The sequence below is a fragment of the Janthinobacterium sp. JF4 genome, assembly GCF_059617925.1.
Window position 1 is genome coordinate 263050 of record NZ_JCAQAV010000004.1, and the last position, 24366, is coordinate 287415.

Genomic DNA, 24366 nt, shown 5'->3' on the forward strand with positions numbered 1-24366 from the left:
TTAAAGGCTGCCCTGGTAGGCCAGCACGGTCTGCTTGAACGACTCTGGCACGGCTTGCGTGGCCTGCTTTTCATAGTCGTACATGACGTGCACGGAGAAGGCCTTGGCCATCACCACGCCCTGCTCGTCGCCGATGTGCATGATGTGCTCCATTTCAAAGCTCTTGCCGCCGAACTTGGAGACATGGCTGAGCACCAGCACCTTGTCGCCGTACTTGGCCTGGGCGATGTATTCGCAACCGGTTTTCACCATGATGTGCGGCAGCTTTTCGCTCTTCGGGATTTCCAGGATGCGGTGCATGTATTCGAGGTAGGCCGTCTGCATGTACTCGTAGTACACGGGGCTGCTGACGTGGCCCATCGAGTCGGTGTCGCGGTAACGGATGTCGAGATTGGTCTTGAAAGAGCGGCGCATCATTGTGTCCTCATGTGGCGGTTATATCCGGTCTGGCCGGCTTGGGTAGTGACATTTCGCCAATGATGCTAAGACCGAACGAGGGTGCCTCACAAGACGCAATATCTGAGGGCGGACGTCCAAATATCTGAGGAGCCGAATGGCGTCTGTTGCGCTACCATCGCTGCAGAAATATTCCGGCAACAAGGACACGGCGCACGCCGCCGCCGCTGCTGCGCGCACTGGCGCGGCGCACCGGTTTCCTCTCCCCCACCCTATTGAATGAAAGGCGCACCGATGAAAATCGCGATCCTGGCTGACCGCCTCGAGCTGTTGAACATCAAGAAAGATTCGACCTACGCGATGATGCAGGAAGCGGCCGCGCGCGGCCACGCACTGCACGTGTTCGAACAGCAGCATCTGCACTGCGAAGGCGGCGTGGTCAGCGCCCTCGCCGCGCGCGTGCAGCTGGTCGACGAAGCCGGCGCGTGGTTCCACCGGGAGGCGGCGGAGACGCTGCCGCTGGCGCAGTTCGACGCCGTCCTGGTGCGCAAGGATCCGCCTTTCGACATGGAATACCTGTACAGCACCTACCTGCTGGAAATGGCGCAGCGCCAGGGGGCGCGCGTCTTCAACCGGCCATCGGCCGTGCGCAACCACAACGAGAAACTGGCGATCCTGGAATTTGCGCCGTTCTGCGCGCCGACCCTGGTCAGCCGCGAGCCGTCGCGCCTGCGCGCCTTCCATGCCGAGCACGGCGACGTGATCTTCAAGCCGCTCGACGGCATGGGCGGCGCCGGCATTTTCCGCGTGCGCGAGGACGGCATGAACCTGGGCGCCACCGTGGAAATGCTGACGCGCGACGGCGCCGTCAGCATCATGGCGCAACGCTACATTCCCGCCATCAGCGAAGGCGACAAGCGCATCCTGCTCATCGGCGGCAAGCCGGTGCCGCATGCGCTGGCGCGCATACCGCAGGCGGGCGAGGTGCGCGGCAACCTGGCTGCCGGCGGGCGCGGCGAAGCGCGCGTGCTGACGGCGCGCGACCGCGAGATCGCCGACACCCTGGCGCCGGTGCTGGCGGCGCGCGGCCTGCTGCTGGTCGGGCTGGACGTGATCGGCGCGCATCTCACCGAAGTCAATGTCACCAGTCCCACCTGCTTCCGCGAAATCATGCAGCAGACAGGTTTCGACGTGGCGGGCATGTTCATCGATGCGCTGGAAACGGCGGCATCGCTCACGCACACGAACGAGGAACAATCATGAGCAAGGTAAGCACACTGCAAAGCTGGATAGGCGGACGCTGGATGGGCAGCGAAGCGGGCCTGTCGCTGCACAGCGCCATCGACAATTCGCTGATCTATCACACGCATGCCGAGTCGGTCGACGCGCAACAGGCGCTCGACTATGCGCGCCGCACCGGCGTGCCGGCGCTGATGGCCCTCGACTTCCAGCAGCGGGCGGGCTGCCTGCGGGCACTGGCATCGCACATCCAGCAGCATCGCGAGGAGCTGTACACGATCGCCTACCTGAGCGGCGCCACGCGCGCCGACAGCAAGCAGGACATCTGCGCCGGCATCGGCGTGCTCAATGCCTACGCCGGCATCGCCGCCAGCGGCCTGCCTTCGGGCAATGTGCTGCACGAAGCGCCCGCCATGTCGCTGTGCCGGCGCGGCGGCGCGGCCGGCACGCACATCATGGTGCCGCGCGGCGGCGTGGCCCTGCACATCAACCCGTTCAACCTGCCCGTCTGGTCGCTGCTGGAAAAATTCGCCGCCAGCTTCCTGGCCGCCATGCCCTGCATCGTCAAACCCGCCACCTGCACCAGCTATCTGGCCGAAGCGCTGGTGCGCCTGATCGACGCGTCCGGCGTGCTGCCGAAAGGCGCGCTGCAGCTGGCCATCGGCCCGGCCGATGCCTTGCTGGCCCGCCTGCAGGACAACGACGCCGTCAGCTTCACCGGTTCGGACGCCACCGCCACGACCTTGCGCAACCACCCCAACCTGCTGGCGCGCTCGGTGCAGGTCAGCCTGGGCGCGGCGTCGCTGAACTGCGCCATCCTGGGACCGGACGTGCGCAGCGGCGAGCCGGAATTCGAGCTGCTGGTCGACGCCATCGTGCGCTCGATGACCGTCAAGGCGGGCCAGGACGGCGCCGCCATCCGCCGCGTCATGGTGCCGCACGGGCAGATCGAAGCGCTGACGGCGCGCCTGCGCGAACGCCTGGCGGCGGTGGTGATCGGCGACCCGGCCCAGGCGGGCGTGCAAATGGGGCCGCTGGCATCGCAGGAACAGCGCAGCGAACTGGGCGCCCGCGTGCGCGCCCTGGCCGAGGAAAGCGACATCGTCTGCGGCCAGGTGGACGGCTACGCGCCTTCGGGCGACGGCGTGCGCAACGGCGCCTTTGCCGCGCCCACCCTGCTGCTGTGCCGCGGCGGCGCGCGCAACGACGCCGTGCATGAAATCGAGGCCTTCGGCCCCGTCTGCGCGCTGATGCCGTATGCGGACGTGGAGGAAGCGCTGGCGCTGGCCGCGCGCGGCCGGGGCAGCCTGGCCAGCACCCTGGCCACGCGCGACCCGAAGCTGGCCGCGTATGCAGTGCCGCGCCTGGCCGCCTCGCACGGGCGCGTGCTGGTGCTCGAACGCGAAGTGGCGGCGGCGGGAACGGACGTGCTGGCGTCGGCGCACCTGAAATACGGCGGCCCTGGCCGCGCCGGCTGCGGCGAGCAGCTGGGCGGCCTGCGCGCCATCTCGCAATACCTGCAACGCTCGGCGCTGCAAGGCTCGCCCACCATGCTGACGGCCGTGACGGGCGAGTACGTGCGCGGCGCCGCCGTGCGCGAAAGCGTGCAGCATCCGTTCCGCAAGCATTTCGACGAGCTGGAAGTGGGCGAATCGCTGCTGACGCACCGGCGCACCGTCTGCGAAGCGGACATCGTGGCCTTCGGCGGCATCTCGGGCGATTATTTCTACATGCATTTCGACGAGATCGCCGCGCGCGATTCGCAGTTCGGCAGGCGCATCGCGCACGGCTATTTCGTGCTGGCCGCCGCCGCCGGCCTGTTCGTCTCCCCGGCGCCGGGTCCCGTGCTGGCCAACTACGGGCTCGACGACCTGCGCTTCGTCGCGCCGGTCGGCATCGGCGACACCATCCGCGCGCGCCTGACGTGCAAGCGCAAGGTCGACCGCCAGCGGCGCGACGACAAGGGCGTCGGCCAGGGCGTGGTGTCGTGGGACGTGCAGGTCACCAACCAGAACGACGAACTGGTGGCCAGCTACGACATCCTGACCCTGGTGGCCAAGCGCGCAGGGCTATGAGCGGCAACCCTCAGCTTTCCTGATGGCGCCGCTCAAGAAATACACATAGCCAACGTTGCCCCCGTCTTTCAGAATGGCGGCTGACGAGATGAAGCCAACCGGGTATTTCAGGGACCGGGAGGGGCGCGGCGCGCCACTTCCTGTCCCGGGACAGCGCTGCTGTAGCAGATTCGACTGACGATGCGCAGGCCAGCGCCTGCGCCCTCCCTTCCCGTGGCTTCCCTTCTGACAAAGACGACCTTCCCATGCGACATGCCGTACCCCTTGCCGTTCCCCTTTTCCTGCTTGGCGCCAGCGCGCTGCCCATCACCCCCTCTTTTGCACAGCAAATGTCAGACACGCGCGCCGAACAGGCGCCGCCGCTGGCGAGCCTGCCCGAAATCAAGCTGATCGACCAATCCGCGCCGGATGCGCCCCTGCCGGGCGTCACGCGCATTTCCCGCGAAACCCTGCAGCGCCAGCAAGCGATGGACGTGGGCGACGTCTTCGCCGGCGAAGCGGCCGTCAGCATCGGCGGCGGCGCCAGCAATGCGCAGCGCATCTATCTGCGCGGCGTCGATGGCGCCAACCTGAACATCAGCATCGATGGCGCGCGCCAGGGGCGCAGCCTGCACCAGCACCGGGGCGACCTGGGCGGCATCGATCCCGACCTGCTGAAACAGGTCGATATCCAGCCCGGCCCCAGCGCCGATGCGGGACCGGGCGCGCTGGGCGGCAGCATCCGCTTTGACACCGTCGATGCGCAGGACTTGCTGGCGCCCGGCAAGCGCGCCGGCGCCAGCGTGCGCGCGGCCTACGCCAGCGCCGACGCAGCGCGGCGCGGCGCCGTCAGCGCATATGGCATGCTGGGCGAGACGCTGGACAACAAGCTGGGCTTGCTGGCCCATGCGAGCGCCGTCAACCGCGACAACTACCGCATCGGCGGCGGTGGCGACGTGCCCAATTCGGCAGGGCATGAGCGCGACTACCTGCTCAAATTGAGCCTGCTGGACCTGGCCGGCCATAGCCTGCGCCTGGGCGCGGCGCGCAACCGCAATGCGGGGCTCTACCTGTTCGGCAGGGTCGGCAGCGACAACGGCTATGCGCCCGCGAACGCCGTGCCCACCTACCAGCGCAGCGAACGCCACACGTACACACTGGAACACCGCTACCGGCCGGCCGGCAATGCACTGCTGGACTGGAAATTCAATCTGTACCAGAACGAGAACGCACTGGAAGAGGTCAGCCAGGCGCGCAGCGCCAGGACGACGGAACGGGGCGGCAGCGCGCGCAACACGGCAAACCTGGCCTGGGCCGGCACGCAGCACCGCCTGACGGCCGGCGCCGACTTCATGGACGAGGAAGGCATCACCAGCGGCGTGCTGGGCGCCGCCATCCTGGGGCCGGGCCGCAAATCCACGCAGGCGCGCAACCTGGGCCTCTTCGTGCAGGAGCGCATGCGCTGGCAAGCCCTGCAGCTGTCGCTGGGCCTGCGCCATGATCACTACCATACCGCCTTCGGACCGCGCACAGTCAAAGGTGGGAAGACGTCGCCGAACGCGGGCGCCGAGCTGGAACTGGGCCGCGGCGTGGGCGCCTTTGCCAGCTATGGCGAAGCAGTGCGCGCCAGCGGCATCATCCCCATCGGCTTTCTCACCAGCCTGGACAAAAAGAGCAATTTCAACAACGGCAAGCCCTTCAAGCCGGAAACCTCGACCACGCGCGAAGCGGGTTTACAGTACGAAGGCGCGAATGCGCTGCTGGACGGCGACAGCCTGACCCTGCGCCTCGGCTACTTCGACACCCGCATTGCCAACCTGATCGAATGGGCCGGCCAGGGCGTCGTGTATCCCGCGTATATCCGCAACATGCCCGAGACCTTGCGCAGCAAGGGATGGGAATGGAAGGCGCGCTGGCAGCGGGGCGGCTACGGCACGTCCGTGGGCGTGGTGCTGGCCGATACCACGCTGGGCGGCAAGCCCTTGAATCCGGCGCGCCGCGTGGGCACGCCCCTGGGCGACCGCCTGACGTGGGACAGCCACTGGCAGATGCTGCCCGGCCTCACGGCCGGCTATACCCTGAACGCCGTGCGGCGCCTGGACGACGTGCCGAAAGCGGCGGTGCAGCGTGCCGGCTACGTGCTGCACGACGTCCAGCTGCAATGGCAGCCGGCCGCGCTGCGCGCGCTGCACCTGGCGCTGGCCGTGCGCAACCTGGGCGACAAGCGCTACGCGAGCCACAGTTCGCTCGACGGCGGGGTCGGCAATATCCTGCCGGAGCCGGGACGCGACGTGCGCGTCAGCGCGCATTATCAGTTTTAAGCGATACCATCACCCCGATCACCCATCCGTAAAGAGAAGAGACCATGACCTATACCCAAAAAGAGGGCGCGCGCTGCGGCCTGTACCTCGTCAGCGCCGGCATCGGCGACCCTGACAGCATCACCGTCAAGGCGCAAAAAACCCTGCGCGGCGTCGATATCGTCTTCGGCATCCCGCGCCTGCTCGAAGCATTTGCCGATCTGCTCAGCGGCAAGGAGCAGCACAAGGCGGGCCACGGCCTGTTCAGTCCCCTGGCGCGGCGCGATACGCCGGAAGAGGAAGTCGACGCCATGGAAAAGCAGACGCGCGACATCATCCACGCGGCGGCGGCGGCAGGCAAGACCGTCGCGGTGCTCGACTATGGCGACGCCATGATCTTCGGGCCGCAATCGGGCTACCTGAGCGAGTTCAGCGAGCTCAATCCGATCGTCATCCCTGGCATCTCGTGCTTCAATGCGGCCAATGCGGCGCTGGCCCGCGACGTCACCGGCGGCAAGCACAGCCGTTCCGTGATCCTCGCCGCCTCGGCCGACACGCGCGACGACTACACGGGCAGCGACACGCTGGACAAGCTGGCCGCCACGGGCTCCACCCTGGTCTTTTTCACCATGCGCGCCGACCTGCCTTCGCTGGTCGAACGCCTGGCGCGCCACCTGCCCGGCAGCACGCCGGTCGCCATCGTCGCGCACGCGGGCGCCGACGAGAAACAGGCCGTGCTGCGCGCCACCTTGGGCACGCTGCTGGCCCGCACGGAGAACGAAAAACCGCCGTTCGAACACCTGGTGTATGTAGGCGATTTCCTGGGCTAAGTAATCCTCAGGAAATTATTGTGAAGTTATGACGAACAGAACCGGATGCCACGCAAGGGGCCCGCTGCGACGCAGTGCGAGCACTGCTAGCAGCGGGCAAGCCTCGTCGGCCACCTTGCAGAGCGCCGGTTTTGGAAGTCAGAAATCACAATAATTTATTGGGGGTTACTTAGCTGGACTTTATCCAATTTTGAATCTGGATAGTGGGAACGTAAGCCCTGGATGTACTGTCATTGATTGACCAACTCCACCACGAGAGGTTCATCATGGCAGTTTTACCATCCGGGCTTACGCAGTCCATTGTAGGATTTTCCGATCTGTTTTCCAAGCGAGCCTGGCCGCTGGCGCAGGTGTTGCTGGCCGGTGCCATCCTGGCCGTTGGTCCGCGCACGGTCGCCGCCGTGCTGCGCGTCATGGGCATGGCCGAAGAGAAACAATTTCAGAAGTATCACCGGGTGCTGAACCGTGTCAAATGGTCGGCGCTGGCCGCCAGCCGACGCCTGCTGTACTTGCTGCTCCATGCATTCGTGCCGCAGGGACCCGTTCTCATGGCCCTGGACGACACGATTGAACGCCGACGTGGCGCCGGCAATTCTGGGGCTATACTCGATCATCACGCTGGCGGCCAACGCGTTGTTGGCGGGACAAACAATGCCGACCCGCCACGCTTCCTGGTACGCCAAGGACAGCCCGACCTTCTCCGATACCATTGCCTTGGTACGACGGTCACTATGGGGCGCACGGATTTTTTGCGGGTCGGGGCAGCAAGCCGATACCGTAAAAATTCCCCGCGCCTTATTCGAGCGCCTGACGGAGACCGTCTGTTACGCAGTCTGAATGGATAAAGTCCAGCTTAGGCCCGGCGCATCCAGAGCGCCGGCGCGGCGCATTCCGGGCCGGCCGGCGATCCTGGCGCCGCCGCGCAGCGGCCGTCTTCCAGCAGCACGATGCGGTCCGCCACGTGGCGGGCGACAGGCAGATTGTGCGTGATCAGCAGCAGCGCCAGGCCGCGCGCCTCCTGCACGTCGAGCAGCAGCCGCAATACCTTGGCCTGCACCGAGGCGTCCAGCGCGGCGGTCGGCTCGTCGGCCACCAGCACGGCCGGATCGGCGATCAGCGCCCGCGCGATGGCCAGGCGCTGCAATTCCCCCCCACTCAAGCTGCGCGCCTGGCGCGCCAGGAAAGCGTCCGTGGCCGGCAGGCGCACGTCGGCCAGCGCCCGCAGCGCCGCCGCGCGGCAGACGGCCGCGCTGTAGCTCGCCGCGATGACGAGCGGCTCGGCCACCGCCTCGAACACGCTGAAGTGGCTGGCCACCGAGGCGCCCGCATGCTGCGGCACGTAGGCGATGCCGGCCGCCGCGCTGCCCTCCTCGCGCGCCGGCGTGACCACGCTGCCCGCGTCAGGCTGCTGCAGGCCGGCGAGGATGCGCGCCAGGGTCGACTTGCCCGCGCCGGACGCGCCCACGATGACCACCGTTTCGCCCGACTGCACCTCCAGGTCCACGCCCGCCAATACGGCTTGCCCGCCCAGGCGCTTGTGCACGCCGCGCGCGGACAGCACGCTGACGATGCCGCCGCGCAGGCAGGCCACGCCCGTGGCATCGAGCGCCGGCGCTTCCTCGCCGCAGCGGGCGATGCGCTGGCTGCAGCGGCTGGCGAAGGCGCAGCCGCGCGCGCACTCTTCATGCGTGCCGGCGATGCCCTGCAAGTCCTTGCCGTTCTCGCGCGGCCAGGCGCGCAGCAGGCCGCGCGTGTACGGATGGCGCGGCTCGGCCAGCACCGATGCGGCCGCTCCCGTTTCCACGGCGCAGCCGCCGTACAGCACCAGCACGTCGCCATCGAGCGCGCGCGCCAGTTCCAGGTCGTGCGTCACCACCACCAGCTGGCGCTGCGCCGCCTCGGCGCGCAGGCGCCCCAGCACCAGCGCGCTGGTGGCGGGATCGAGCGCGGACGTCGGCTCGTCCAGCACCAGCAGGGCCGGCGAAGGCGCCAGCGCCGCCGCCAGCAGCACGCGCTGCAGCTGGCCGCCGCTGCACTGGGCCGGATAGCGCCGGTGCAGGCTTTCGGCCAGGCCCAGCGAAACGAGCAGGTCGCCCGCAGCCTGTTCGGCCGGCCCGCGCCGCATGCCCAGATGCCGCCGCAACGGCGCCGCCACCTGGGCCAGCAAGGTGTGCTGGGGATTGAGGGCGTCGTGCACGTCTTGCGGCACCAGGCCCGCCTGGCGGCCGCGCCAGCGCCGCAGCGCCGCCTCGTCCGCATCCACCAGTTGCATGCCGCCGGCGCGCAGGCTGCCGCTGCCGCGCCCCGGCGCCATGCCGAGCAAGGCGCGCGCCAGGGTGCTCTTGCCGGCGCCCGATTCGCCGATGATCACCAGCGGCACGCCGGGGCGCGCCTGGAAGTGCAATTGGCGCAGCAACTGGCGGCCATCCGCCTCGACGCAGAAAGCGGCAGCCGCTAGCATCGCGCGCGCTCGTCGAGGCCCTGGCCCAGCAGCGCCAGCGCAATCAGCAGCATGGCCAGGCACAGCCACGCCGCCAGTATCCAGGCGCGCGCGTCCGGGTGGGCCAGATAGGGCATGGCTTCATTGAGCATGCCGCCCCAGCTCGGGGTACGCGGATCGGCCAGCCCGAGGAAGGCCAGGCCCGCGTAGTGAAACACGGCGCGGCGCACCAGCGCGACGGCTTGCACGGCCAGCAATCCCGCCATGGCCGGCCACACATGGCGGCGCAGCAGGTAGGCGCCCGATGCCGCCGCCAGGCGCGCCGCGTCCAGGCTCTCCTGGCGCCACACCTGGCGCAGGCGCAGGCGCAGCGCGCGAAACTCGGCATCCCAGCCAAACGCCGCCAGCAGCGCCACCAGGGCCGCCACGCCGGGCTGCATGGCCGAGGCGATGACGATGAAGACGAGCGTCGATGGCAATGCGCTGAACAGGTCCGCCAGCCGCAGCACCAGCGCATCGGCGGGCGGCCAGGCCAGGCCCGCCAGCGCCAGCAGCACGGCCAGCGCGATGCTGGCGGCGCTCACGGCCACGCCGATGCCCAGCGTGGGCAGCGCGGCGGCGGCCAGGCGCCGCAACACGTCGCGGCCCAGGTCATCCGTGCCCAGCCAGTGCACGCCATCCGGCGGCGCCAGCACGGCATCCATGGCGCCGCCGGCCGGCTGCAGCCAGCTGGCGCCGGCCAGCATGAGGGCCAGCACCAGCAGCAGCCCGGTCCCCGCGCGCACGGACGCGTTCATGGCGCGCGCTGCGCGCGCCATGCCAGGCGGGCGGCCAGTACATCGGCCAGCAAGTTCATGGCGAACAGCAGCAGCCCCGTCGCCAGCAGCGCGCCGCGCACCAGCGGGTAGTCGTGCTTGACGATGGCGTCCGTCAGCACCAGATTGATGCCCGGATAGGAAAAGACGGTTTCCGCGTACACGGCGCCCGACACCAGGCGCGCGGCCACGCCGCCCAGGCGCGACAGCACGACGGCAAGCACGTTGGGCGCCAGGTGGCGGTAGCGCAAGGCGAGCGGCCCCACGCCCTGCGCGCGGGCCAGGTCCATGAAGGTGCGCTGCCGTACGCCGACGGCCGTGGCGCGCGCGCTCAGGAACACCCCGGCGGCGGCAGGCAGCGCCATGGCGCACACGGGCAATACCAGGTGCCGCGTGCGCTCCAGCCAGGCGGCCGCCCCCGTCTGCGTGGAAAACGGCGCCATGGCGCCATTGCTGGGCAGCCATTGCAAACCATAGGCGAACAGCATGACCAGGCCCATCGCCAGGGCGAAAGGCGGGATGCTGTCGAGCGCCAGGGTGGCGGCCGTCAGCACGCGGTCCGCCGCCCTGCCCTGCGCGAACGCGGCCTCGATGCCCATCACCACGCCCAGCAGCAGGGCCAGCGCCAGCGCGCACGCCACCAGCAGCATGGTCCATGGCAGGTGCTGCGCCAGCAAATCTGCCACGGACATGCCGTGGCGGATGGAATAGCCAAAATCAAGCCGCAGCAGCTGCGCCAGGTGCGCCAGGTACAGCTGCCACAGCGGCTGCCCGCCGCCCAGGCCATGGCGCGCCAGCAGGGCGCCGCGTTCGGCCGCATCGAGTTCGATCAGCGCATCCTGCCCCAGGATGGCCGTGACGGGGTCGCCGGGCATGAGCAGCGGCAGCGCGAAGTCGAGGCTGACGAGCGCCAGCAAGGCCAGTGCATAGCCCGCGGCGCGCCGGCCCAGGAACGTAGTAGCGCTCAGCGTCGGCCCCCGTCTACTGCACGAACATCAGTTTGTTCAGCGGCAGCGAGATGCCGACGGCGATGCCGCCCGGCGTGAACCACGGCCGCAGGCGCGCATTGGCCGCCGTGATCCACTGCGGCGAATACAGGAAAAACGCGGGCAGCTCCTCGGCATAGATGGCCTGGGCGCGGTCGAGCAGCGCGCGCCGTTTGGCCACGTCGACGGTGCCGACCTGCTGCTGCAGCAGCTCGAGCAGGTCGGCGCGGCGGAAGGCATCGCTGAAGGCGCCATTGCCCGCCGTTTGCCGCAGCATGCTTTCCGGGTCGCCATTGCTGCCCTGGCTGACGAGAGCCAGGTCGAAATCGGCCGCGCTGATGCGCGCGCCCAGGATGCCGCTGTCCAGGATGCGCACGTTGACTTCCATGCCCAGCTTTTCCAGCTGGCCCGCCAGCTGGCTGGCCGGCCGCGCCAGGCTGCGCGCCGCCGCCAGTTCGAGCACCCACGGTTTGCCGGCGCTGTCGCGCAGGCGGCCGTCCGGCGCGGCGCGGTAGCCCAGCTCGGCCAGCGCGCGGCGCGCGGCTGCCGGATCGTAGGCATACGCATCGAACGGCGCCCCGCTCTGCCAGATGCTGCCCCGCACGAAGCGTCCGGCCGACACCTCGCCCTGCCCGTTCTCGACCACGCGCAGCAGCTCCTGCCGGTCGATGCCGCGCGCGATGGCCTGGCGCAGGCGCTTGTCGTCAAACGGCGCGCGCGCATGATTGAAGCGCAGGCGCACCGGATGCCCGGAAGGCGCGCTGACCACCGTGGCGAAACGGGCCACCTCGGCGGCCAGCGGCGGCGGCAGGCTGCGGATCATGTCCACCTGGCCCCGCTTGAGCGCGCCCACGGCAAGCGAAGGCTGCATGCGCAGGAACAGCAGGCTGCGCACCCTGGGCGGGCCCAGGTAGTATGCTTCATTCGCGATAAACAGGTAGCGCCCCGCCGCCTTGTCATACGCCCCCAGGCGGTAGGGACCGCTGCCGACGATGTCTGCCTGTTTCACTTGCTGGGGGTCGTTCAGGCGCGCATACACATGCTGCGGCAGGATGGGCACCGAACCGGCCAGCTGCGCCACGAACGGCGCATACACGCGCTTCAGGCGCACCCGCACTCGCCCCTTGCCCAGGTCGTCCACGCCGTCGATGGCGCCCAGGTCGAACAGGGGATGCGGGTGCTGGCGCAGATAGGCAAAGGTAAACACCACGTCCGCCGCCGTGACGTTCTTGCCGTCATGCCAGCGCGCACCGGGCCGCAAGGTGAATTCGATGGTGCGGTGATCGGCGCTTTCCCGCCACGCGCTGGCCAGCCCGGGCACCAGCTTGCCGCTGGCATCGCGCCACACGAGGGTGTCGAAAATCAGGCTGGTGAGCGTATAGCCCATGCCGCCGCCGGCATGGGTGTAGGGCGTCGGCAAGCCGAAGTCGCCCTGTTCATCGGCGATGGTGCAGCGCTCGATGCGCATAGCAGCAGACAGCGGCGACGACGGCTGCTGCGCATTGGCGCTGGCGCCGGCACACGCCAGCCAGCCGGTAAAGAGCAGGGGGAAAAACAAGCGAAGACGGGGCACCAGCGTTCCTGACAATCAGAAGAGAGGCAAACCCTGGCCGCCATGGCCGGGCGAGTGAGCTGCACAATATCCGCATATAAATGAGAATTATTTGCAGATACATATCTTATGATTGCCGCCCTGCCCAGGCAAATTGTCATTCCGGAGGGCTGGCATCTGAAAAACTGAGGGGCCAGGGCGCAAGCCCCCAGGCTGCGACGACGTCGCGTGGATCGGTGGACGTTGTCAACACCACGCGGACCGCACCGGCAAGGCTGCGGCACACGCTATGGCGCTTACTCGCCCTGCTCCGGCGCGCGGCCGATCTCGCCATCGATATTGGCCAGGAACCAGGCCAGCGACGACATCAGCGCCACGTTGCGCTTCAGGTTTTCCGGGTCGACCTTGTCCAGCGTATCGGCCGCCGTGTGGTGGTAGTGGAAGTAACTGTGGCTGTCGACCAGCGGCTCGAAGCTCGGCACGCCGCCCGTTTCCAGGCGGTGCAAGTCGCCCGTGCCCAGCGCGTCGCGGCGCGTGAACGCGTGCGCCCCCATCGGCTGCAGGGCGGCGCGCAGGGGCGCGAACAGTTTTTCCGACTTCGGTCCCACGCTGGCCTTGATGCCGAACGGGCGGCCGGCGCCGCTGTCCATCTCGATGGCGGCATACTGCTTGCCCAAAGCCTTCTTGTGGGCCTCGAAATAGGCCAGGCCGCCACGCCCGCCATTTTCCTCGTTCATCCAGGCGATCACGCGGATGGTGCGGCGCGGGCGGTAGTCGAGCTTTTTCAGGGTTTCCACCACACCCATGGCCGCCACCACCCCGGCGCCGTCGTCGTGCGCGCCCGTCGCCAGGTCCCAGGAATCGAGGTGGCCCGAGACCACCACCACTTCGTCGGCCTTGTCCGTGCCAGGCCAGTCGACGATGACGTTGTAGCTGTCCGCTTCCGGCAGGTTTTGCGGCGTCAGGGTCAGGTGCATTTTCATCGGCCCGCGCGCGGCCAGGCGGCCCATCAGCAAGGCGTCTTCCACGGTGACGGCGGCGGCGGGAATGCGTTTATTCTCGTCCAGGCCCGTGGCGCCCGCGTGCGGAATGCGGAAGTTCGCGCCGCCCACCGAACGCACCAGCGCGGCCGCCGCACCCAGGTCAGCCGCCGCCTTCGGTCCGAGGAAGCGCAAGCGCGAACCCTGGCCATAAGTGACGCCGGCCAGGCCCCGTTCGGCCATCTCCTGGTCGAACGGCGTGTCGATCAGCACGATGGCGCCCTTTACTTCCGATGCGCGCGCCTTGAGTTCTTCCAGGCTCTTGACGATGACCACGGGCGCCGTCAGGCCGGCGGCCGGGGTGGCGCCGGAACCGCCCAGGGCCGTGAGCACCACGCGCTGCGACACGCCCTGCGGACGGCCCGCATAGTCGACGATTTCCGCCGTTTCCACGCCGCGCACCCAGTGCGGCACTTTCACGGGCTGCAAGGTGACCTTGGCGCCCAGCTGGCGCATGGTGTCGGCTACCTGCTGCACGGCGGCGGCGGCGCCGGCGGAACCGGACAGGCGCGGGCCGATCAAATCCGTCATGTCGGCCAGGCGGGCATACGCCCAGTCGCTGTGCAGCGCCGTATCGCGCACCTGCGCCAGCGCTTGCGGCGTATTGCCTGGCGCGGCGGCAAAGGCGCCGGCGCTGACGATGCAGCCAAGGGCGAGGGATACGGCGGAACGGCGCAGTGGCGCGCCAGTCAAGACGATATTCATGTAATTTCAGTTCCAGTCAACGAAGTCGATGCGGGTACGCCGTGGCCATGGGCAAGGCGCGACTTTTTCTACGATAGCGTATTTATTCTGTCATTGCAGCAACTTTTACGGGATCGATTGCCTCTTTCCCCCAGAGTCGATTACCATGCAAATCGTGATCGCTACCGGATACCGCCATGCTCAAGGGAACACTCTGTACCGTCCGGCATTTGACCGCCGCCGACCTCAATACCTATATCGCGCTGATCAACGACCTGCCCGCGCGCAGCGAATTCTTTTCCATGCAATTCAAATCGCCCGAAGCGATCCGGCGTGAATTCATGCAGACGGGCCTGGTCACGGAGGATAGTGAACTGTTCCTGATTGAAGACCATCACCAGCACATCATCGGGTCGATCACGCACTTCAAGAGCCGTACCCCCGCTTGCCGCGAAATCGGCTACCGCCTGTTCGACCCCAAGTGGGGCGGGCGCGGCTACGGCGGCGAGGCGACGCGCCTGGTGGTCGACTACCTGTTCAATGCCTATCCGTATCACCGGCTGGAGCTGCTGATGGATCCGCAAAATACGGCTTCCGAGCGCATCGCGCAAAGGTGCGGCTTTACCGAGGAAGGCGTGAAGCGCCAGGCCTTTTTCATCAATGGCGTCATGCGCGACGTGAAAATGTACAGCCTGCTGCGTCCGGAATGGCAAGCGCATGCGCCTGTCGGGTTCGGCTGAAACTGTTACCACGCCGCCCTGATTGTAATAAGTTGTATTAGACGTGGAACAAGCGAAAAGCAGCGGATATAGTCCAGTCCATGCAGATCATTGTGATCTCGCCGGAATGGAAGGAAATGCCATGTTGAACAAGAAACTCCTGGGTGCGGTAATGGTAGCGGCAGTGGCTGTGTCTTCGGCCGCAGTCGCCGGTGACCGCGACTTCAATACCGTTGCAGGCGCCGTTGTCGGAGCGGCCATTGGCAACAGCACCGGCGGACGCAATGGCGCGATCGTCGGTGGCGTGCTGGGCGCCGCCGTCGGCAACAGCATCAGCACGAATGACCGCTATTACGACCGTGGCGGCTATCGCGGCGGTTACCGCGAAACCTATTATGCGTCTGCGCCGCAGCCCGTGTACTACGCCCCTGCCCCGCAGCCCGTGTATTACGCGCCGCCACCGCGCTACTACGGCCCGCCGGCTGTCGTCTACGTGCAACCGGGCCGCGGCTACTACCGCGACCATGGCCGCCGCGACTACTATGACCGCGGTCACGGTCACGGGCACGGTCACGGCTGGGGCCATCGTCGCTGAGCGCCACCCGCCACCCGCCAAAACCTGCGCCAGCCTGCTGCCGCAGGTTTTTTTGCGCGACAGGCAAGGTATCGCCCCTGCACAATATCGGCTAAGCTGTGTCCTATGATCAACATTACTGGCCGCCTGGACCGCACCAACCGATGCATTTAATCAAAGACGCGCTCGATTTCGGCCCCTGGCTCGATGCCGCCGCCGGCACCAGCGTGGGTGCCGGCGCCCTGCCGCGCCGCGAAAACCAGGACAACTTCCTGCTGATCGATGCCAGCGGCCACGCCGTCTGCCTGTCGCAGCAAACGCCGTTCCACTGCCAGGTGCCGGGCTGGCCGCCGGGTCACGTGCGCGCCGCCGTGCTCGACGGCATGGGCGGTCACGGCCAGGGGCGCGAAGCGGCGGAAGCGGCCGTGCAAGGCTTGCTGGCCATGCCCGCCTGCCTCGACACGGCCAGCCTTGCTGCCCGGCTCGACCAGTTGCACACGCGCTTGCAGGACAGTTTCGCCAGGACCGCGCCAGCCCAGGCGCGTCCGCCCGGCACCACCCTGACCTTGCTGGAAGTGCCGCCCGGCGAAGCGCCGCTGCTGTATCACGTGGGCGATTCGCGCCTGTATGAAATTGCCGACGAGACAGTCAATATCCTGACCGTGGACCACGTGCCGGCCACCGTGTACGCCATGCGCGGCGCGCTCGACGAGACGCGCTGGCGTGCCGCCGTGCACGGCGAGCACCATCCGCAAATCTCGCAGGCATTCATTTTAGGCAACGCCATCAGCGACAGCTTGCAGCTCGACAAGCCCCTGCGCGGCCTCGATGCGGCCACCTTGCCGCCCTTCCTCGCGCATCTGGGCGACCGCCGCGTGCTGCGCGTGCGCCCCGGCGCCCACTATCTGCTGGCCAGTGACGGTTTCTGGGCCTGCGACGATCCGCTGGACCTCATAGCCCGCTGGCCCGCTTTGTGTGCCGGCAAGACTGCGGCACAGGCCGTCAGCGCCCTGTTCGACGACTTCCTCGTCCGACCGCCAAAAGGTTTATATAGCGACAACATCACCATGCTGGCGCTGCGCTTCGATGCGGCGTTCAGCGCCCCAGGCGACTAGCGGCCAGGTAGCCGGCCGTCGCCGACACGGCCGACAGCACGGCGCCCCAGGCCATGTCGATCGCCGTCAAGGCCAGCGGCCAGTCGCGCAATGTCGCATAGTTGCTCAAATCATAGGTGCCGTAGGCAAGCAGCCCGAGCAGCGCACCCAGCGCTGCCGCCGTGCGCCCGCGGCGCACGCGCAAACCGGGCAAGATGGCAAACACCAGCAGCCCCGCCACGTACAGCAGATAAAACAGCGTAGCCGGCGCCCAGCGGGGAGAATCCGCCAGCAGCGGCCCCAGCGCTGCGGCGTAGACGGGCTTCATCAGCACCGCCAGCCACAGGGCATCGATGGCCAGGAATACGCACAAGGTGGCGCCATAGGCAATGGCAAGCTGGAGCGGGCGTTGGACAGGCATGGTCATCTTTCGGCGTCAGGCGGCGTGTGTGGCGGGCGGTTGTGCCAGCATAATGCAAAATGCCCCTGACTCGCATCGCGGACGTCAAAATGCCCGGTCGGCACGCACGTGCAGGGGTAGGAAGCGACTCCATGCAATATCAAAATAACATATCCAAAAAGATATAAAATGTGTTTTTGAACAATAGTTTCCATGACATGTATGGCAAGGTGTGACCAGGGACATGAATTTGGGCAAAAAGAGCGCCTTCCGGCGCCTTGAAAGTTGCCAAGCAGGCGCAAAAGCGCGTAAGCTCTCATGTATAACAGAGGGCAAAATATCGCCGCTCGATTCGAGTCAGAATGTCATGAAAAAATGCAGCAACCCGGAGCACCCGCACTGTACCTTCTGGGTCTTGCCTGGGGAAACAGTCTGCGCGGGCAACCACCCGCAAGCGACGACTGCCCCCAGCAGCTACGACCTGTTGACCGCACTGCGCAGCACCCGTTCCGAGCCATCGGCAACGGCGCTTCCGCACGCCCCTGCCCGTGATGCTGTTATTCGTGATGCTGTGATTCGCAATGCTGCCATTCAAGCGGCGGCCCGCTCCGTGCCCGTTGCGCCGCCAACGGCTCCCCCGGCCTACCAGCCCATACAAGCCCACCTGCACATCAGCGGCTTCGATCCGCGCGCGGCAGGCGGACGGCAAACCCTGAAAATGGAATTGCGCGGCATGAGCGCCGCCTGCGCACCGCAGCTGGCCTTGCGCCTGCGCTCGGACCTGATCCCCCGTGGGCACGTGCAGCATGATTTCGTGCGCACCACGCGCGGCGACTGGCGTCCCGTGTTTGTCGAGTTTTCTTCCCGCAACAAGGAACACGGGCAATACCAGATCGACGTCGAAGTGCACAGCCACGTCGATGGCGCCGTGGCGCAGAAATGGGTATGCACGTTTGTCATCCTCGTGCCGCGCCGCGACGCCACCCTGACGGAAATCCACCAGATCTTCCTCAGCACGCACAAGAACGTGCGCGTGATGGCCGATGACGCGTCGATCGCCCGCGTGACGGGTGGCGATGGCTGCAACCTCGACGTGACGGCGCGCAATGCCGGCATTGCCCACGTGGATTTATCTGCGCCGCAAGGCAAGATCGACATGGGCTTTACCACCATCGCCTGGGACGAGGAGTTGATCGAAGTCGACCTGCCCGCCGCCAGCCACTGCCATCCTCACCCGAGCCAGGCCGCCTGCCTCGTCAATGCGGCGCCGGAAGCGGGCGAACAGCGCCAGATCCGCCTGTTCGCGCTGGAAGAATGCATGCTGGGGCGTTTCGAACTGGTGGACCCGGAAGCCGATGTACTGCTCAGCCATTTCAGCCCCGACGGCCAGGACAACAATGGCTTGACGCGCCGCCTGTCGGGCCGCCACGCCATCATCCGGCGCGGCCAGCAAGGCTTTGAAATCGAGGATGTATCGCGCTACGGTGTGCTGCTCGACGGCGTGTGGCCCGGCAAGCACAAGCCCGTCGCCCTGCGCCTGGGCATGCGCATCGAATTATCCGCCAGCATCAAGGGCATCGTCGTGCTCAGCGTTACGGCCCTGCTGGCGCACGGCGTGATCCTGCACCGCATCGACCACGGCGCCCGCGCCGAATGTTTTTACCTGCTGCTGCCCGACACCCAGCCCACGCCGGCCAGCCAGCTTGCCACGCCGCAGGCCAGTTGCTTGCCCGTGCTGTTCCACCGCAACGGCGGCTTCTGGCACCTGGACACCATCAGCGGCAAGGAAACAGCGCTGGCGCCCGCCACCGCACTCGACAAGCTCAGCGGCTTCGCGCGGCACAACCGCTTCGCCAGCGAACCGTATCCGGAATGCTGGATCATCCGCACCGAAGGCGCGGCGCTGTGCGATAGCAGCAACGTGCTTACTGTATAGGAACACTGAACCAAACCTACTGCGCGTCGGTATAGGCGGCCTGCGATGCTCACCGGCTCGGCGCCCCCGTACCGAGTACGGTTGCGCTTCTCGACCACCTCTTCCTTCCGCTCGCTACGGTTTTGTTCAGTGTTGTAAATCTGCAGTTACCCACAAGGCACTAGCGCGGCACGAGTACCAGAAAAATCATCGACAAGCCGAGTATAAACACCGCTTCCAGCGTAAACACGATGGCGGGAATCTGCAATTCGCGCGGGATTTTCATGGCGAGACCTCCTTAATCAAGCAACTTCCTTCAGCATAGCGCGCAGCGCGCCAATTACATTATCAGCCGCACAACACACTTGACGGCCCGGCATGCGTTGCCGAGTGCGCTGGCAAGGCCATCCCGACACACAATTTAACATTTTAATAGCAGATATTCTGCAAAAAGCTCCCTCCACGCCCGTGCATACTGTATATTCATCCAGTTAATATCCTCCTGCATTTCACACAGCGCCCGCATGGCGTTTTACATTTTCTATGGCTTCCAACAAAGCGCATCATGCGACCGGTTGGGCTGCCGGCGTGATCGCCGCAGCCCTGGTCGCGCACGCTGGCGCCGGCGGTCCCTATCAAGTGCTGAGCGTGCTCGCCTTTGTCATGGGGGCGCTGGGCGGCACGGCGCCGGACTGGCTGGAAGTGGCCTGGTGGGCGCGCACGCACAAGCTGTGGATCACGCACCGCACATGGACGCACTGGGGCCTGGCCTGGATCGCCCTGCTCGTCTACACCTACCTGCAATTGCCGCACCACCTGTGGGCGCCGCCCCTGTTCGGCTTTGCCGCCGGCGGCATCATGCATCTGCTGGCCGACTGGCCCAATCCGCTGGGCGTGCCATGGATCTTTCGCCGCCACTCGCTGCGCTGGTGGAAAAGCGGCCGCCACGACATCATCGTCATCATCGCCGCCTGGCTGGCCGCCACCATCGTGGCCGACCACGTGTTTTTTGACGGCATCCACTGGCAGCGCACCGTGCTGGCGTTTGATGGCCTGCTGCACTGGTCCGCCACTGCCCTGCAGCAAGCGTGGGCGGATCTGCAACAGTGGCAGGAACGCTGGCGCCTGGGAGCCCACGCCAATTGACGCCGGCGGCATGGCAGTGTGATAATGCGTATCATTCTCAAACAGCCCAGCCAGCCGGCACCCCGCGTTCCGCCAGCCCAGCTCTTCCCTTGCCCGGAGAACGCAGTGAGCACCGTCAGTCCCGTCCATGCCATCGACCTGAAAAACCTGTACAGCGAGCATCACGGTTGGCTATATGGCTGGCTGCGCGGCAAGCTGGGCAACCGCGCCGAAGCGGCCGACCTGGCGCAGGACACGTTCTTGCGCCTGCTGGGCAAGCGCGAGCTGACACCGCTGGCGCCCCTGCGCGAGCCGCGCGGCTACCTGGCGACGATCGCGCGCGGCTTGCTGATCGACCGCTACCGGCGCCAGGCGCTGGAACATGCCTACCTGGAAGCGCTGGCGCAGCAGGCCGAGCCGGCATCAATGTGCGCCGAAACGCATGCCATCATCATCGAAACCCTGCTCGCCGTCGATCGCCTGCTCGACCGTCTGGGCGCGCGCACGCGGGCCATCTTCCTGCTGGCGCAAATCGAGGAACTCAGCTACGTGGACATCAGCCGGCGCCTCGGCGTCTCCCTGCCAACCGTGAAAAAGCACCTGGTGCGCGCCTACACGGAATGTCTGATGCTGGCGGCCGGCTGATGTTCGGCACATCCCCTTCCACTCCCATCTCCCGCAGCATCCTGGCCGCCGCCGCCCATTGGCATGTGGAACGCCAATGCGGCAGCGCCGACCCGGCCGCCCTGCAGGCATGGCGCGACGCCAGCGCCGAACATGAACGGGCCTGGGAACTGCTGCAGCGCATGGACAACCAGCTGGGCGCGATACCGGCAGCGCTGGCGATTCCTGCACTGCAGGCGGCGCGGCAGCGCCGGCGCGCGGCCGCCAGGATACTCGCCCTGCTGGTGGCGGCCGGCGGCGGCATCGCGCTGGGCCAGGCGGGCTTGCAGTCCGGTTCATGGCAAGCCCTGACGGCATCCTTGCGCACGGCGCCGGGCCAGCGCCGCCACGTCACGCTGGCCGATGGCGGGCGCCTGGAGGTCAATACGGATAGCGCCCTGGATGTCGCTTACAGCGCCACCCAGCGCCACATCCGCCTGCACCATGGCGAAATCATGATCACGACGGCGCCCGATCCGCGCCCCTTCCTCGTCGCCACGCCGCACGGCGTGATCCGCGCGCTGGGCACGCGCTTCGGCATACGCTGCGACGACGATGGCAGCACCGTCAGCGTCTTCGAGCACGCCGTGGAAGTGCGCTGCGCTGCACGCCCGGATGCCGTGCGCCGCCTGGAAGCGGGACAGCAGCTGCGCTTTCGCGACACTGGCGCGGATGACGTGCAGGCCATGCCGGCGCACCAGGACAGCTGGCTGCGCGGCATGCTGGTGGCGGCCGACTGGCCGCTGCAAAAACTGGTCACGGAACTGGCGCGCTACCGGCGCGGGCGTCTCGCCTGCGACGCCGGCGTGGCGCGGCGCCCCGTCACGGGCACTTACCGCCTCGACGATATCGACGCCGTGCTGGAAAGCCTGTGCGCCTCGCACGGGCTGCAAGTGACGTACTTCACGCGCTACTGGGCCACGGTGGCGGCCAGGCCGGCATAATTATTTTCCTTTTTTTGCGCCAGGGGTTGGTGTTTCGCCGCGCTGCTTCGGCTTGACAAGTAAGAAGCCGATTCATTGGCCATTTTCTTATCCCTCTGAGCAGAAAGACCGAGCATGCAGCTGACCACCCCCGTCCTCCATCCCGCCGCGCGCGCCATCCGCCTGGCCGTCCTCGCCATGGCATGCGCCGCCCCCGCCGCCTTCATCGCCGCCCCCGCCCTGGCGCAAGGCCAGGTCGCCGCGACCGCCGCGCCGCAAACCTATGCCGTGCCGGCCGGCCCGCTGGCCACCGCCCTGAACGACTTCGCCGTCGCCGCCGGCGTCAGCCTGTCGACCGATCCCGCGCAGACGCGGGGACTGCGCTCGCCCGGCGTGCACGGCAGCTTCAACGTGCCCCAGGGCTTTGCCCAGGTGCTGGCCGGCAGCGGCCTGGAAGCCGTGCAGCTGCCGAACGGCGCCTACGTGCTGCGCCAGGCGGCGCCAGCCTCCGCCTCGGCGGCCGGCGTGGAAAAGACCATGGCGCCCGTGACGGTCAGCGCCAGCATGGAGCGCGACCCCGTCAGTGAACACAGCAACTCGTACGCGGCGCGCGCCGTCACCGTCGGCAAGGGCGTGCAAACCCTGCGCGAAATTCCCCAGTCCGTCAGCGTCGTCACACGGCAGAAAATGGACGACCAGAACCTCAACACCATCGACGCCGTGCTGGCCAATACCACCGGCATCACCATGTACGACAGCCCGATGGGCGGGCGCTATGTGTATTCGCGCGGCTTCATGGTCGAGACCTACCAGTTCGACGGCGTCAACCGCGCCATGTACTACCCGCAGGCGAACAGCTTTACCAGCAATACCGCCATGCTCGATCGCGTGGAAATCGTGCGCGGCGCCACGGGACTGCTGCAGGGCACGGGCTCGCCGGGTGCCGCCATCAACATGGTGCGCAAGCGCCCGCTGGCGGAAAAGCAGGTGCAGTTGGCGCTCGGCGCGGGCCGCTGGAACGACGTGCGCGGCGAAATCGATGTCACCGCCCCCCTGAACGAAGCGGGCAGCATCCGCGGCCGCGCCGTGGCCTCCATTGAGCAGCGCGATTATTTCTATGACGTGGCTGACAGCCGCACCGACGTGCTGTACGGCGTGCTGGAATTCGACCTGGCGCCGGGCAGCAAGCTGACGGCGGGTGCCAGCCATGAAAAACTGAAATCGACACCGTTCTTTTCCGGCATGCCCCGCTACCGCGATGGCAGCGACCCGACACTGCCCCGCGAGACCTTCCTGGGCGCCGACTGGAACCGCTGGAATAGCCGCCAGACGGCCGTCTTCGCGGAATTCGAGCACCGCTTCGACGCCGACTGGGCGCTCAAGGCCAGCGCCAACTACACGCGCGAGCGACATGACGTGAAATACATGTTCAGCCAGGGCGCGCTCGATCCCGCCACCCTGGCCGGCATGATGATGTATGGCGGCGTGTTCGACTATGGAAGCACCAACAAGGGCATCGACCTGTCGCTCGATGGCAAATTCAACGCCTTCGGTCGCCGCCACGGCTTCAGCGCCGGCGTCAGCACGAACCGGCTGGAAAGCGACAGCGATTTCAGCCTGGCCCTGCTGCAGCAAGCGAACAATCCGCGGCAGCCCAATCACGGCGTGGCCGAACCGAGCGACGCCTGGTTCCGCGAGAACAGCTACCGGGGCGATCCCAGCGTAACAAAAATGACGCAGACGGGCGCCTATGGCGTGGCCCGCTTCAGCGTCAGCGATCCACTCACCGTGGTGGCCGGCGCGCGCATATCGAACTACAAATGGAGCAGTGTGTACCGCGATACGGGCGAGGTATATATCGACCCCTACCACGAAAACGGCGTCGTCACGCCGTATGGCGGCGTGATCTACGCATTCGACAAGCGCTGGTCCGGCTACGCCAGCGTCTCCGACATCTTCCAGCCGCAAAACCAGCGCACGGCCGACGGCGCCCTGCTCGACCCGCTCAAGGGACGCAACCTGGAGGTGGGCGTGAAGGGAGAACTGTTCGACGGCAAGGTGAATACCTCGCTGGCGCTGTTCCGCATCGAACAGCGCAACCGCGCCGAGCTCGACCTAGTCAATACATGTTCCAGCGGCACGGAGTGCTATTTCTCGGCGGGCAAGGTGCGCAGCGAAGGCGTCGATGCGGAAATCAGCGGCGAAGTGGCGCCGGGCTGGCAACTGTTCGCCGGCTATACCCTGAACAACTTCAAGTACCTGGAGCAGACGTCGAATGCGGGCGTGATGTTCGCCAGCACCTACTCGCCGCGCCACATGCTGCGCGCGTGGAGCGACTACCGCCTGCCCGGCGCCTTGCAGAAGTGGAGCGTGGGCGGCGGCGTGAATTTCCAGACGGAGAGCTCGCGCACCACGCGCGACGTGACGGTGGCGCAAGGCGCGTACGCCTTGTGGAGCGCGCGCGCCGCGTACCAGATCGACCGCAACTGGACGGCGTCGCTGTCCGTGACGAACTTGCTCGACAAGCGCTACTACCAGACGGTGGGTGCGCCTGCGTGGGGCAATTTCTATGGCGAGCCGCGCAAGGCGCAACTGACCCTGCGCGCGCGCTTCTAAA

At 67.0% G+C, this 24366-nt stretch carries 20 protein-coding genes; 13 read left to right on the forward strand and 7 right to left on the reverse strand.

From position 1 onward, the window contains the following. The gene (locus AC54AF_RS06600; protein WP_131690011.1) at positions 1-417 is read right to left on the reverse strand and encodes a thioesterase family protein; all 417 of its coding nucleotides are present in this window, start codon (positions 415-417) and stop codon (positions 1-3) included. Positions 418-690: 273 nt separating this feature from the next. On the opposite strand from AC54AF_RS06600, the gene gshB reads away from it, so the two are divergent. The 5 genes from gshB to AC54AF_RS06625 all read left to right on the forward strand — a co-directional run bounded on the left by gshB (position 691) and on the right by AC54AF_RS06625 (position 7664). Then, positions 691-1659, forward strand: a complete 969-nt coding sequence (gene gshB / locus AC54AF_RS06605) for a glutathione synthase (protein ID WP_496635887.1) — start codon at positions 691-693, stop codon at positions 1657-1659. Then, positions 1656-3710, forward strand: coding sequence for a phenylacetic acid degradation bifunctional protein PaaZ (gene paaZ / locus AC54AF_RS06610; protein ID WP_496635888.1), 2055 nt, complete (start codon positions 1656-1658; stop codon positions 3708-3710). The genes gshB and paaZ overlap by 4 nt, the downstream gene beginning before the upstream one ends. A 329-nt stretch (positions 3711-4039) precedes the next feature. Next, positions 4040-6010 carry a TonB-dependent receptor domain-containing protein gene (locus AC54AF_RS06615; RefSeq protein WP_496635889.1) on the forward strand — a complete coding sequence of 657 codons (1971 nt, stop codon included), beginning with the start codon at positions 4040-4042 and terminating at the stop codon, positions 6008-6010. Between the two features lie 44 nt (positions 6011-6054). Further along, positions 6055-6819: an SAM-dependent methyltransferase gene (locus tag AC54AF_RS06620; protein ID WP_496635890.1), complete on the forward strand. Its 765-nt coding sequence runs from the start codon at positions 6055-6057 to the stop codon at positions 6817-6819. 266 nt (positions 6820-7085) lie between these two features. Further along, on the forward strand, positions 7086-7664 hold the full coding sequence (locus AC54AF_RS06625; RefSeq protein WP_496635891.1) for a transposase: 579 nt from the start codon (positions 7086-7088) through the stop codon (positions 7662-7664). An 8-nt stretch (positions 7665-7672) separates the two neighbouring features. Here AC54AF_RS06625 and AC54AF_RS06630 read toward each other — a convergent pair whose 3' ends face one another. From AC54AF_RS06630 to AC54AF_RS06650, 5 genes are all read right to left on the reverse strand, one after another. Then, positions 7673-9280: an ABC transporter ATP-binding protein gene (locus AC54AF_RS06630; protein WP_496635892.1), complete on the reverse strand. Its 1608-nt coding sequence runs from the start codon at positions 9278-9280 to the stop codon at positions 7673-7675. Then, positions 9274-10056, reverse strand: coding sequence for an ABC transporter permease subunit (locus tag AC54AF_RS06635; RefSeq protein WP_496635893.1), 783 nt, complete (start codon positions 10054-10056; stop codon positions 9274-9276). The genes AC54AF_RS06630 and AC54AF_RS06635 overlap by 7 nt, the downstream gene beginning before the upstream one ends. Then, entirely contained in the window at positions 10053-10991 is a 939-nt protein-coding gene (locus tag AC54AF_RS06640) for an ABC transporter permease (protein ID WP_496635894.1), read from the reverse strand. Before AC54AF_RS06640 ends, AC54AF_RS06635 begins: the two co-directional genes overlap by 4 nt. Before the next feature lie 64 nt (positions 10992-11055). Beyond that, positions 11056-12633, reverse strand: coding sequence for an ABC transporter substrate-binding protein (locus AC54AF_RS06645; RefSeq protein ID WP_496635895.1), 1578 nt, complete (start codon positions 12631-12633; stop codon positions 11056-11058). 275 nt (positions 12634-12908) lie between these two features. Beyond that, the gene (locus AC54AF_RS06650) at positions 12909-14357 is read right to left on the reverse strand and encodes a M20/M25/M40 family metallo-hydrolase (RefSeq protein ID WP_496635896.1); all 1449 of its coding nucleotides are present in this window, start codon (positions 14355-14357) and stop codon (positions 12909-12911) included. A gap of 176 nt (positions 14358-14533) precedes the next feature. Between AC54AF_RS06650 and AC54AF_RS06655 the strand changes: the two genes are divergently transcribed. The 3 genes from AC54AF_RS06655 (at position 14534) to AC54AF_RS06665 (ending at position 16744) form a co-directional block, all read left to right on the forward strand. After that, a complete protein-coding gene (locus AC54AF_RS06655) occupies positions 14534-15076 on the forward strand; it encodes a GNAT family N-acetyltransferase (protein WP_496635897.1) in 543 nt (180 codons plus the stop codon). 121 nt (positions 15077-15197) lie between these two features. Next, positions 15198-15650 carry a glycine zipper 2TM domain-containing protein gene (locus AC54AF_RS06660; protein ID WP_496635898.1) on the forward strand — a complete coding sequence of 151 codons (453 nt, stop codon included), beginning with the start codon at positions 15198-15200 and terminating at the stop codon, positions 15648-15650. Between the two features lie 143 nt (positions 15651-15793). Next, positions 15794-16744: a PP2C family protein-serine/threonine phosphatase gene (locus AC54AF_RS06665; RefSeq protein WP_496635899.1), complete on the forward strand. Its 951-nt coding sequence runs from the start codon at positions 15794-15796 to the stop codon at positions 16742-16744. Here AC54AF_RS06665 and AC54AF_RS06670 read toward each other — a convergent pair. Next, positions 16725-17144, reverse strand: coding sequence for a DUF2177 family protein (locus tag AC54AF_RS06670; protein ID WP_131689998.1), 420 nt, complete (start codon positions 17142-17144; stop codon positions 16725-16727). The two genes, AC54AF_RS06665 and AC54AF_RS06670, sit on opposite strands and share 20 nt — an antisense overlap. Before the next feature lie 346 nt (positions 17145-17490). Between AC54AF_RS06670 and AC54AF_RS06675 the strand changes: the two genes are divergently transcribed. From AC54AF_RS06675 to AC54AF_RS06695, 5 genes are all read left to right on the forward strand, one after another. Further along, positions 17491-19059, forward strand: coding sequence for an FHA domain-containing protein (locus AC54AF_RS06675; protein WP_496635900.1), 1569 nt, complete (start codon positions 17491-17493; stop codon positions 19057-19059). A 522-nt stretch (positions 19060-19581) separates the two neighbouring features. Further along, a complete protein-coding gene (locus AC54AF_RS06680; protein ID WP_496635901.1) occupies positions 19582-20184 on the forward strand; it encodes a metal-dependent hydrolase in 603 nt (200 codons plus the stop codon). Positions 20185-20289: 105 nt separating this feature from the next. Continuing rightward, positions 20290-20808 (forward strand): sigma-70 family RNA polymerase sigma factor, encoded by a 519-nt coding sequence (locus AC54AF_RS06685; protein ID WP_496635902.1) that lies wholly within the window; start codon positions 20290-20292, stop codon positions 20806-20808. Beyond that, on the forward strand, positions 20808-21770 hold the full coding sequence (locus AC54AF_RS06690; protein ID WP_496635903.1) for a FecR domain-containing protein: 963 nt from the start codon (positions 20808-20810) through the stop codon (positions 21768-21770). Before AC54AF_RS06685 ends, AC54AF_RS06690 begins: the two co-directional genes overlap by 1 nt. A 114-nt stretch (positions 21771-21884) precedes the next feature. Next, a complete protein-coding gene (locus AC54AF_RS06695; RefSeq protein ID WP_496635904.1) occupies positions 21885-24365 on the forward strand; it encodes a TonB-dependent siderophore receptor in 2481 nt (826 codons plus the stop codon). Position 24366: the final 1 nt, after the last annotated feature.

Excerpts from the sequence above, each read along its gene's own strand:
- AC54AF_RS06695 (WP_496635904.1), top strand. The coding sequence starts at position 21,885 with ATGCAGCTGACCACCCCCGTCCTCCATCCCGCCGCGCGCGCCATCCGC.
- paaZ (WP_496635888.1), top strand. The coding sequence starts at position 1,656 with ATGAGCAAGGTAAGCACACTGCAAAGCTGGATAGGCGGACGCTGGATG.
- AC54AF_RS06655 (WP_496635897.1), top strand. The coding sequence starts at position 14,534 with ATGCTCAAGGGAACACTCTGTACCGTCCGGCATTTGACCGCCGCCGAC.
- AC54AF_RS06635 (WP_496635893.1), bottom strand. The coding sequence starts at position 10,056 with ATGAACGCGTCCGTGCGCGCGGGGACCGGGCTGCTGCTGGTGCTGGCC.
- AC54AF_RS06650 (WP_496635896.1), bottom strand. The coding sequence starts at position 14,357 with ATGAATATCGTCTTGACTGGCGCGCCACTGCGCCGTTCCGCCGTATCC.
- AC54AF_RS06620 (WP_496635890.1), top strand. The coding sequence starts at position 6,055 with ATGACCTATACCCAAAAAGAGGGCGCGCGCTGCGGCCTGTACCTCGTC.
- AC54AF_RS06680 (WP_496635901.1), top strand. The coding sequence starts at position 19,582 with ATGGCTTCCAACAAAGCGCATCATGCGACCGGTTGGGCTGCCGGCGTG.
- AC54AF_RS06615 (WP_496635889.1), top strand. The coding sequence starts at position 4,040 with ATGTCAGACACGCGCGCCGAACAGGCGCCGCCGCTGGCGAGCCTGCCC.
- AC54AF_RS06630 (WP_496635892.1), bottom strand. The coding sequence starts at position 9,280 with ATGCTAGCGGCTGCCGCTTTCTGCGTCGAGGCGGATGGCCGCCAGTTG.
- AC54AF_RS06670 (WP_131689998.1), bottom strand. The coding sequence starts at position 17,144 with ATGCCTGTCCAACGCCCGCTCCAGCTTGCCATTGCCTATGGCGCCACC.
- AC54AF_RS06600 (WP_131690011.1), bottom strand. The coding sequence starts at position 417 with ATGATGCGCCGCTCTTTCAAGACCAATCTCGACATCCGTTACCGCGAC.
- gshB (WP_496635887.1), top strand. The coding sequence starts at position 691 with ATGAAAATCGCGATCCTGGCTGACCGCCTCGAGCTGTTGAACATCAAG.
- AC54AF_RS06675 (WP_496635900.1), top strand. The coding sequence starts at position 17,491 with ATGAAAAAATGCAGCAACCCGGAGCACCCGCACTGTACCTTCTGGGTC.
- AC54AF_RS06660 (WP_496635898.1), top strand. The coding sequence starts at position 15,198 with ATGTTGAACAAGAAACTCCTGGGTGCGGTAATGGTAGCGGCAGTGGCT.
- AC54AF_RS06665 (WP_496635899.1), top strand. The coding sequence starts at position 15,794 with ATGCATTTAATCAAAGACGCGCTCGATTTCGGCCCCTGGCTCGATGCC.
- AC54AF_RS06625 (WP_496635891.1), top strand. The coding sequence starts at position 7,086 with ATGGCAGTTTTACCATCCGGGCTTACGCAGTCCATTGTAGGATTTTCC.
- AC54AF_RS06690 (WP_496635903.1), top strand. The coding sequence starts at position 20,808 with ATGTTCGGCACATCCCCTTCCACTCCCATCTCCCGCAGCATCCTGGCC.